The organism is Bradyrhizobium sp., from assembly GCF_016462955.1.
Classification (GTDB): Bacteria; Pseudomonadota; Alphaproteobacteria; order Rhizobiales; family Xanthobacteraceae; genus Bradyrhizobium.
The window spans coordinates 1-7,691 of the sequence record NZ_JAEMSD010000339.1; the positions used below are offsets into that span (position 1 = coordinate 1).

Below are 7,691 nucleotides of genomic sequence, written 5' to 3' on the forward strand. Positions count from 1 at the left end.
GTCCTCGACCAGCGTCTCGTAGCGAACCACCTCGCCGGAGAACACGAAGGTATCGCCGGGCGAGAGGCCCTCGATGAAGGCCTCCTCGATCTCACCGAGCAGCCGGCCGCCGCGCGCGATCACCCCCGTCGACCCGCTACCGCCGCCGCGCGAGCGCACCAGGCGCACCTTCAGCATATCGTCCTCGACGATGGTGCCGACATTCATCCGGTAGCTCTGCCGTACCTTGGGATTGGCGACGCGCCAGCGCCCCTCCTTGTCCTGCTTGATGCGGGCGAAGCGCTCATAGGTCTTCAGCGCGTAGCCGCCGGAGGCGACGAAATCGACTACGTCATCGAAATCCTGCCGCGACAGGTCTGCATAGGGCGCGGCCGTGCGGACCTCGTCGTAGAGCTCATCGCTGAAAAAAGGCTCGCCGCAGGCGCAGCCGAGCAGGTGCTGTGCCAGCACGTCGAGCGCGCCGGTGCGCAAGGGCGGCGTGTCCTGCGCGTTCTCGGCGATGGCATCGATCGCGACGCGGCACTCCAGCACTTCGAACCGGTTGGCCGGCACCAGCACCGCGCGCGAGGCTTCGTCGAGGCGGTGGTTGGCACGGCCGATCCGCTGCATCAGGCGCGAGGAGCCTTTTGGCGCACCGATATTGACGACGAGGTCGACGTCGCCCCAATCGACGCCGAGGTCGAGCGAGGAGGTGCAGACCACGCCGCGCAGCCGGCCCGCAGACATCGCGTCCTCGACCTTGCGGCGCTGGGCGACATCGAGCGAGCCGTGATGCAGCGCGATGGCGAGGCCGTCGTCGTTCATGCTCCAGAGATTCTGGAACAGCATCTCGGCCTGGCTGCGGGTGTTGACGAAGACCAGCGTGGTCTTGTTGGCCTTTATCAGCTCGTAGATTTCGGGGAGCGCATGGCGCGCGCTGTGGCCGGCCCAAGGCAGCCGCTCGCGCGTATCGAGCATCTCGACCACAGGCGGCGCAGCACCGCCGGCAATGACGATGTCGGCCGCTCGTTCCTGGCCGCCGGGCTGCGGCACCAGGAAGCGCGCGAGCTGATCCGGCTCGGCGACGGTCGCCGACAGGCCGATGGCGCGCATCTGTGGCGCGAGCCGCCATAGCCGCGCGAGGCCGAGCGACAGCAGGTCGCCGCGCTTGGACGTCACCAGCGCATGCAATTCGTCGAGCACGATACGTTTCAGGGAGGAGAACAGGAACGGCGCGTCGTCGGAGGAGAGCAGCAGCGCGAGCTGCTCGGGCGTCGTCAGCAGCACGTCCGGCGGATAACGCCGTTGCCGCTGGCGTCGCGACACCGGCGTGTCGCCGGTTCGGGTCTCGACCTTGATCGGCAGCGCCATCTCCGCGATCGGCCGCTCCAGATTGCGCGCGATGTCGACGGCGAGCGCCTTGAGCGGCGAGATGTAGAGCGTGTGCAGGCCGCCGGCGCGTTGCAGATCGCGGCCAGTGGAGACGAGGCTTTGCTTCACACCCGCGGTCCGTTCGGCCGTCTCTGTCGAAAGCTTCACCAGGGTCGGCAGGAATCCCGCCAGGGTCTTGCCGGCGCCGGTCGGCGCGATCAGCAGCGCCGAGCGGTCCTCGCGCGCCTTCTGAAGCAGTGCCAATTGGTGCGCGCGCGGCGACCAGCCGCGGGCTGCGAACCAGGCCTCGAAGCGATCCGGCAGCAGCGCGGCCGGCTCGGCCGATTTTGAGAGGATACGGGGCGGCACGGCATGACAGGTAAGCCGTGGGGATGGCTTCGTCGAGGGGGGGCGCCCTCCCCGTCTGCACGAGGAGGACTATGGCTTAGGCACCTTACGCGCTTCGAGCGCGCGCCTCGCCCTCGAGACGACCGCTTTACGGTCTCCTCAGGGTGAGGCTGAGCAGCATTGCGCCTGTTGAGACTGCTGCGACGCATTCCGCCCTCATCCTGAGGGCCCGCCGAGGGCGGGCGTCTCGAAGGATGGCCACAGCGGAGGTCCCTCTCACACGAAGAGGGCGAGCGCTCTCACGCCGTGGCCGGCACCTGATCGAGGAATCCGGTCACGCTTCTGATGCGCCCGTTCTTCAACGCGACGAAATCTGTTCCCTTGATCGGGCTGTCGGCGCCTTCGGGACCGAGGCCCCAGGAAAAGCGGATGTGGTCGCCGTAACCGTTGGGCTCGCCGATCAGGTGGAATCTGAAATCGGGAAAGCGCTGCTGCACGCCGGATATCAGGGCGTCGATGCCGTCGGGCCCGTCGCCCTTCATCAGGGGATCGACATAGTTCGCATCCGGCGTCCAGTTTTCGCCGAGCAGCTCGCGGCGCCGGCCGGCCGCGCGCTCGTTCCAGAGCTCGATATAGCCGCGGGCGATGGTGACGGGATCGGTCATGTTGCTCTCCTTCGATGACGCCGTGTCCGGCTGACCGTCACTATCGAAGGTCCACGCGCGTCGATCGATTACCTCGGAGGTCATCAACGCGCGTGGAGGTTTCGCGAGAATTACTTCGCGGCCGTCACCATGATCTCGACGGTGTATTGCGGCGCCGCCAGCTTGGCTTCGACGGTGGCGCGCGCAGGCGTGTTGCCGGGCGAGACCCAGGCGTCCCACACTGCGTTCATCTCTGCGAAGGTCTTCATGTCGGTGATGTAGATCGTGGCCGAAAGCAGCTTCGACTTGTCGGTGCCGGCCTTGGCAAGGTGGCCGTCGATTGTCGCCAGGATGTCCTGGGTCTGCTTCGTCACGCTCTCGCCGGCCGCCTTGTTGGCGACGACGCCGGCAAGATAAACGGTGTTGCCGTGCACGACGACCTGGCTCATGCGCGGGCCGGTCTCGAAACGCTGAATGCTCATTGGGGATCTCCTCACTGGAATGGCGGCCCTGTCTAGCCCAGCGCCCTTCGCGGTGCCACCCCGATGGCGCATGCATCTGAAACGATGCATGCGCCATTCGCGACAATTCAGCCCACCGCCTTCGCGGCGGCGCGGCCGGCGTTGCGGCCGGAGAACAGGCAGCCGCCGAGGAAGGTGCCTTCCAGCGAGCGATAGCCATGCACGCCGCCGCCGCCGAAGCCGGCCGCTTCGCCGACGGCGTAGAGGCCGGGGATGACGCTGCCCTCCTCGCCGAACACGCGGGAGTCGAGGTCGGTTTCGAAGCCGCCCAGCGTCTTGCGGGTGAGGATGTTGAGCTTCACCGCGATCAGCGGCCCATGCGCGGGATCGAGGATGCGGTGCGGCGATGCGGTGCGGATCAGCTTGTCGCCGATATAGCGGCGCGCATTGTGAATGTTCATCACCTGCGCGTCCTTGACGTAAAGGTTGGCGATCTCGCGGTCGCGCGCCTCGATCTGCATCCTGATCTGCGCGAGCTTGAGGAGGTCGCTGCCGGCCAGCTTGTTCATGGCAGCAACGAGGTCCTCGAGCTTGTCGCGCACGATGAAGTCGACACCATGGCTCTTGAACGCCTCCACCGGCGCCGGCGCGCCCTTGTTGGTGGCGCGGCGCAGGGTCATGCGCCAGCTCTTGCCGGTGAGGTCGGGGTTCTGCTCCGAGCCCGACAGCGCAAACTCTTTCTTGATGATGCTCTGGGTCAGGATGAACCAGGAATAGTCGTAGCCGGTCGACATGATGTATTTGAGCTGGCCCAGCGTATCGGAGCCGGGGAACAGCGGTGCTGGCAGCCGGGTGCCGGTGGCGTCGAACCACATCGAGGACGGGCCGGGCAGGATGCGGATGCCGTGGCGCGGCCAGATCGGATTCCAGTTCTGGATGCCCTCGACATAGTGCCACATGCGGTCGCGGTTGATCAGCCGCGCACCGGTCTTTTCCGTGATGCCGATCATGCGGCCGTCGACGTGCTCGGGAACACCGGAGATCATGAACTTTGGCGGCGTGCCGAGCTGCTGCGGCCAGTTCTGCCGCACAAGCTCGTGATTGCCGCCGATGCCGCCGGAGGCGACGATGACGGCCTGAGCCTTCAGCGCGAACTCGCCGATCACGCTGCGCGAGGAGCTCTTGCCACGCTCGACATTGTCAGGCGCGAGGACGGCGCCGCTGACGCCATCCACCGTGCCGTTGGTAAGGGATAGCGCATCGACGCGGTGACGGAATTTGAACACGAGCCGGCCGCTCTTCACCGCCTCGCGCGCGCGGCGCTCGAACGGTTCGACGATGCCCGGGCCGGTGCCCCAGGTGACGTGAAAGCGCGGCACGGAATTGCCATGGCCCATCGCATCGTAACCGCCGCGCTCGGCCCATCCGACCACGGGAAAGAAGCGATGGCCCATCGCGCGCAGCCAGCTGCGCTTCTCGCCGGCCGCGAAGGCGACATAGGCCTCCGCCCATTGGCGGGGCCAAAAGTCCTCGTCGCGGTCGAAGCCGGCGGTGCCGAGCCAGTCCTGCATGGCGAGGTCGAAGGAGTCCTTGATGCCGAGCCGGCGCTGCTCCGGCGAATCGACCAGGAACAATCCGCCGAACGACCAGAATGCCTGACCGCCGATCGACTGCTCGCCTTCCTGGTCGACCACGATCACGCGCTTGCCTGCGTCGGCAATCTCGGTGGCCGCCACCAGGCCCGACAGCCCCGCGCCGACGACGATGACGTCCGTTTCTTCAGCCATGCGTTCCCCCCTCCACCCTGTAATTGCCCGGATTGAAGCCAGCGGTTGCAACTGAGATCAAGAGTATGATCCGTAAGACCTCGTTAACTTGTTCCACTTCGGGAAAGAGACCGGCCGGGTGCAGCGCGGACGCAACACTGGATTTGAATTTGTTTTGAGGCGGCCAGCCTGCCTAGACAAAACCTCGGTTACGACCGACGCTAGCCGTGCATCACCACCTGACACGCAGATTCGAATTCGACTGGGGCGGGGGACAATGAGGTTTCTGACGGGGTTGCTTGCGTCGGTTCTCCTGATCGCGGGCATGGGGGCTTCTCACGCGGTGGTTCGGATCGCGGATGACCGCGGCGGCCGGATTGGAACCTACGTCGACAAATACCAGGACCTCAGGCAATCAGGCGAAACCGTCATCATCGACGGCCTCTGCGCCTCGGCCTGCACCATCGTCCTCGGTGCCATTCCGCACGACCGGATCTGCGTGACCTCGCATGCGACGCTCGGCTTCCACGCCGCCTGGGATTTCGGCGCTAATGGCCGCGCCGTCACCAATCCCGAAGCAACCCAGATGCTCTATGCGATGTATCCGTCGCAGGTGAAGCGCTGGATCGGCCAGCGGGGCGGGCTCACCCACCGCATGCTTTTCCTGAAGGGCAAGCAGCTCGAGGCCATGTACAAGCCCTGCTACATGGACGCACAGGCTTCGACGGCCAAGCCGGCCCGGCGATCGCTCCCGCAGGCGGAGCCACTCGAATCCGCCCGCGGCCAGCTGCTGCACTGATCTTCGTGGCCTGACGGAAGTCTTTTGCCCCTGCCGGCGGCGTCTTGCCGGCAGGCGGGGCAAAGCCTATCTGAAAGCCTGGGAACCGGGGCCTTCGCCCCGATCGTCGTCATGGCTCGACCACTGCATCCAGCGCATCGACTATCGGACAATTCGCCCAATGCCGGCCGGATGCCATTCGTGCTGCTGTGGGCTGGCGCAGTCATCGGCGGTCTCGCCGTGACCGGCGCGCTGGCGCTCTGGTTCCACTACGGCAGCCAAGTGTTCTTCGAAATGATCAGGACCGGCCTGGCCGCCTGCTTCTGAGACAGGAAGTTTTCCGCCCATGAGCTCCGCCACCCGTCCGCTGGTGATCGCAACCGCCTTCGCCGCAAGCCTCGTTGCCGGGCTGCTGATCATGTTCTGGGCCATGGGAGGGGTCAGCAAGGTGGCGCAGCCGGCCGCGATCGGCGGCCCGTTCCAGCTGACCGACCAAAACGGCAAGGCCGTCACGGACAAGAGCCTGAAGGGCAAGCCGACCCTGATCTTCTTCGGCTACACCCATTGCCCCGACGTCTGCCCGACCTCGCTGTTCGAGATCTCGGAAGTGCTGCGCGCGATGGGCAAGGATGCCGACAAGGTCAATGCCATCTTCATCTCGGTCGATCCCGAGCGTGACACGCAGGCCGCGATGAAGGACTATCTGTCGAGCTTCGACCCGCATCTTCAGGGCCTGTCCGGCGATCCCGCCGAGACCGCCAAGGTCATCAGCTCCTACCGGGTCTATGCCAAGAAGATCCCGACCAAGGACGGCGACTACACCATGGACCACACCGCGCTGATCTATCTGATGGACCGCGAGGGGAGGTTCGTCTCGCCCTTCAACCTGAAGCGCACGCCTGAAGAGGCGGCGGCGGATCTGAAGAAGTATCTTTGAAGGCTTCGGCCGGGCGCGGCTGCTCCTCTGTCGTCATGGCCGGCCTTGACGGCGGAGTGAGCTTCACCTTGGCCACAATCGGCGCTCGCGTTCCCGGCGGGATGGTCTATAACGCCCTCCGATCCCACTGAAATTCGTTCATTTCCGGCCGATGGCTCCATCGCAACAGGCGAAATCGTCCAAATCTGTCCGTGGCTTGCTGGCAGGGCTGGCGGCCGGCCTTTGCCTGCTCGGCGGCCTCACCGGGGCGGGCGCGCAAGCCCCCGCCAAGCAGCCCCCGGCAGCCCCTCAGGCCACGCCGCAGGTTGTGCCTCAGGCCGCTCCGCAGGCCGTCCCCGGATTCTGGGACCCCCGGCGGCGCCCCGAACGGCCGGACCTGTCGCGCCTCACCGTGATCCGCTTTTTGACCGAGACCGATTATCCGCCGTTCAACTACACCGGCGCGGACGGCAACCCGGCCGGCTTCAACGTCGATTTCGCCCGCGCCCTGTGCGAGGAGATCAAGGTCACCTGCACGGTGCAGATGCGCCGCTTCGAGACGCTGGTGGACGCGCTCACCTCCAACCGGGGCGATGCCATCATCGCCTCGATGGCGGTGAGCCCGCAGCTGCGCGCCCGCGTCGACTTCACCGATCCCTATTACCGCGTGCCGGCGCGCTTCGTCTCGCGCAAGGACGCGGTGATGCCGGAGATCCGGCCCGAATATCTCGAGGGCAAGAAGGTCGGCGTCGTCGCCGGGTCCGCGCATGAGGCGTATCTGAAGGCGATGTTCACCGACGCCGAGTTGCATGCCTATCCCAATGACGATGCGTTGCGCGCAGCTTTGCGCAAGGGCGAGGTCGATTTCATCTTCGGCGATGCCATCTCGCTGGCGTTCTGGATCAACGGCACGGATTCCGGCGATTGCTGCGCCTTCTCCGGCGGTCCCTTCGTCGAGAGCCGCTTCTTCGGGGAAGGCATCGGCATCGCCGTGCGCAAGGGCAACGACGTGCTGCGCCAGGCCCTGAACTGGGCGATGTTCCGCGTCTGGGAGAAAGGCCGCTACACCGATCTGTGGCTGCGGTATTTCTCGGTGAGCCCGTTCTAGCCATCGTCGTTGCTCCTTCCGCCGTCATTGCGAGGAGCCCTTGCGACGAAGAAATCCAGACTGTCGCCGCAGAAGCAGCCTGGATTGCTTCGCGGAGCCTGTCATCGGGTCGCGCTCTGCGCGGGCCCGTTGGCTCGCAATGACGGTGCAAGAGGCAATACCGCCCGCAAAATTGCATTTGGCCCGGAAATCGCTATTTTCCGCGGCCCGGAGGCCCCTGATGTCCGTTATCGATCTAGCCGCAAGCCCGAGCGATCTGCGTGCGCTCGCCGAACAATCCAACGCCTGGCCGTTCGAGCAGGCCAAGGCCATTGTCGCGC

At 65.8% G+C, this 7,691-nt stretch carries 8 protein-coding genes; 4 read left to right on the plus strand and 4 right to left on the minus strand.

All coding sequences use genetic code 11. The features are described from left to right. From JHD07_RS27320 to JHD07_RS27335, 4 genes are all read right to left on the minus strand, one after another. Nucleotides 1–1,719 (minus strand): DEAD/DEAH box helicase (locus JHD07_RS27320; protein ID WP_291627709.1); only part of this gene is annotated, 1,719 nt, incomplete at its 3' end. A 278-nt stretch (nucleotides 1,720–1,997) separates the two neighbouring features. Then, a complete protein-coding gene (locus JHD07_RS27325) occupies nucleotides 1,998–2,363 on the minus strand; it encodes a nuclear transport factor 2 family protein (RefSeq protein WP_291627711.1) in 366 nt (121 codons plus the stop codon). Nucleotides 2,364–2,473: 110 nt separating this feature from the next. Continuing rightward, nucleotides 2,474–2,824, minus strand: a complete 351-nt coding sequence (locus JHD07_RS27330) for a RidA family protein (RefSeq protein WP_025032572.1) — start codon at nucleotides 2,822–2,824, stop codon at nucleotides 2,474–2,476. A 107-nt stretch (nucleotides 2,825–2,931) separates the two neighbouring features. Next, nucleotides 2,932–4,590 carry an FAD-binding dehydrogenase gene (locus tag JHD07_RS27335; protein ID WP_291627716.1) on the minus strand — a complete coding sequence of 553 codons (1,659 nt, stop codon included), beginning with the start codon at nucleotides 4,588–4,590 and terminating at the stop codon, nucleotides 2,932–2,934. A 256-nt stretch (nucleotides 4,591–4,846) separates the two neighbouring features. On the opposite strand from JHD07_RS27335, the gene JHD07_RS27340 reads away from it, so the two are divergent. The 4 genes from JHD07_RS27340 (at nucleotide 4,847) to JHD07_RS27355 (ending at nucleotide 7,371) form a co-directional block, all read left to right on the plus strand. Continuing rightward, complete coding sequence (locus JHD07_RS27340) at nucleotides 4,847–5,368, plus strand: hypothetical protein (protein WP_291627718.1); 522 nt, start codon at nucleotides 4,847–4,849, stop codon at nucleotides 5,366–5,368. A 111-nt stretch (nucleotides 5,369–5,479) separates the two neighbouring features. Further along, nucleotides 5,480–5,674 (plus strand): hypothetical protein, encoded by a 195-nt coding sequence (locus JHD07_RS27345; protein WP_291627720.1) that lies wholly within the window; start codon nucleotides 5,480–5,482, stop codon nucleotides 5,672–5,674. A gap of 19 nt (nucleotides 5,675–5,693) precedes the next feature. Next, nucleotides 5,694–6,284, plus strand: coding sequence for an SCO family protein (locus JHD07_RS27350; protein WP_291627722.1), 591 nt, complete (start codon nucleotides 5,694–5,696; stop codon nucleotides 6,282–6,284). 151 nt (nucleotides 6,285–6,435) lie between these two features. Then, a complete protein-coding gene (locus JHD07_RS27355) occupies nucleotides 6,436–7,371 on the plus strand; it encodes a transporter substrate-binding domain-containing protein (protein WP_291627724.1) in 936 nt (311 codons plus the stop codon). The last annotated feature ends 320 nt before the right edge of the window (nucleotides 7,372–7,691 follow it).